This window comes from Pedobacter sp. 05L430, assembly GCF_056397585.1.
In genome coordinates, this window is sequence record NZ_JBFTNT010000457.1 from 1 (window position 1) to 2,039 (window position 2,039).

At 39.2% G+C, this 2,039-nt stretch carries 1 protein-coding gene; it reads right to left on the reverse strand.

What is annotated here, in order from left to right; translation table 11 throughout:
* Window positions 1-2,039 (reverse strand): FtsK/SpoIIIE family DNA translocase (locus tag AC1DG9_RS26350; protein WP_477635604.1); only part of this gene is annotated, 2,039 nt, incomplete at both ends.

A 2,039-nucleotide genomic window follows, 5' to 3' on the forward strand; every position in this document is an offset into this window, starting at 1 on the left:
ATCTTAGACAATACCCTGAACGCCAAACGTGCCGGGAAGTTGGCTTTTATGGTACCTGTAATAATGTTTACTGAAGGACGCTGGGTTGCAAGTACAAGGTGAATACCAACCGCACGTGCAAGTTGCGCCAATCGGGCAATAGGCGTCTCTACCTCTTTACCAGCGGTCATCATCAAATCTGCAAACTCATCAACTATCAGCACTATATATGGCAAAAATCTGTGCGAGTTATTCGGATTTAATTTCCTTTTAATGAATTTCTCATTGTATTCCTTTAAATTCCTAACCTGTGCATCTTTTAACAGATCATAACGCTGATCCATTTCAATACAAAGAGAATTTAAGGTATTAATTACCTTTTTGGTATCCGTAATAATGGCATCAGCCTCACCAGGCAGCTTCGCCAAAAAGTGACGCTCAATTTTGTTAAATAAGGTTAACTCAACCTTTTTTGGGTCGACCAACACAAACTTAAGTTGCGAAGGGTGCTTTTTATAAAGTAACGACACCAAAATTGAGTTAATACCTACCGATTTACCCTGCCCGGTAGCCCCGGCAACAAGCAAGTGAGGCATTTTGGAAAGGTCAGCAATATAAACCTCATTAGAGATGGTTTTACCCAGTGCAATAGGTAAATCCATTGTAGTTTGCTGAAACTTCTCTGTAGCCAGAATACTTCTCATTGAAACCATTTCCGGGTGCATATTAGGCACCTCAATTCCAATGGTACCTTTACCAGGCATTGGTGCAATAATACGTATACCCAAAGCAGCTAAACTTAAAGCAATATCATCCTCCAGATTTTTGATCTTCGAAATACGGACACCAGGTGCCGGGATAATTTCATAAAGTGTAACCGTTGGTCCTATTGTAGCCTTAATCTTATCAATCTCTATATTATAATGATTTAGGGTCTCAACAATCTTATTCTTATTGGCTTCCAACTCATCTGCATTAACAGATATTTTATTAGAACCATAGTTTTCCAATAAGTCCAGATGAGGATATTTATAACTGGCCAGATCTAGCGTAGGGTCGTAATTACCGAATTGTTCAACAAGCTCTTCTGATTTCTTATCTTCTTCAGTTTTTTCAATAGTTAATTCTGGCTCTGCCTTGGGAACCTCCAGAATAGGGGATTTAGGTCGTTCATCAACTGATGGCGAAAGCACAATTGGTGGATGCATAACATTTACCGCCTGAGTAAATACTGGTGGTTTTTCCTCTTCAACTTCCCTTTCTTCAAATCTTGACGGAGTAACTACTATATTCTGCTCCTTTTTACGCTGATTACCTAGTTTATCATTAAGTGTAAACTCAACAGGCTCAGAGGGCATTTCGTTTTCCAGTTCAATATTATCAGGTGTTTCAGGAACAATTCCGCCATCCTGTTTACGCAGGGGTAGTTTAAAATCTATGTTATAGGCAATTATTAAAATCGTTAACCCTAAAAAAGCAATTAGCACCCCTACTCCTGCAGTCCCAATCTGGGCGGTCAGCAGTTTGTTAGTCCAATAGCCAAACTCACCTTCTAAAAAATGAGGGGCATTGGAAAAGAAAGCGTGGCAAAACCCGAAAGTTAAAGAGATAAACAGCAAAAAGAAAAGGCTATAACCCAATGTTTTTTCAAGGGCGAATATTTTTACCTTAAACAGCAATCGGTATCCAATAACAAAGAATACAAATACAAAAAGAAAAGAGGCCACACCAAACCATTCGTAAATAAATTGATGAGATAGCAATGCACCTATCTTGCCAAGCCAGTTCTGCACTACTGGAGGGATATTTACCTGCTGCAGTTCCTCGTAAGTTTTAAACAAATTACTCCAGCCACCATTAGCATCAATTACATAGCTGTGATCTTCTTGCCAGGTAAATAAGTATGAAGTAAAAGCTATAAGAAAGTATAGTGAAAGAATGACAAAAAACAAGCCTATGATCTTAATCGCCCGTCCATTCTGAAAATCCAGACGGGGCAATATTTCTGATCTCTCCCTGAATTTCTTTGTGCCTTGCGATCTGGAGCCCTGCTTATCAGC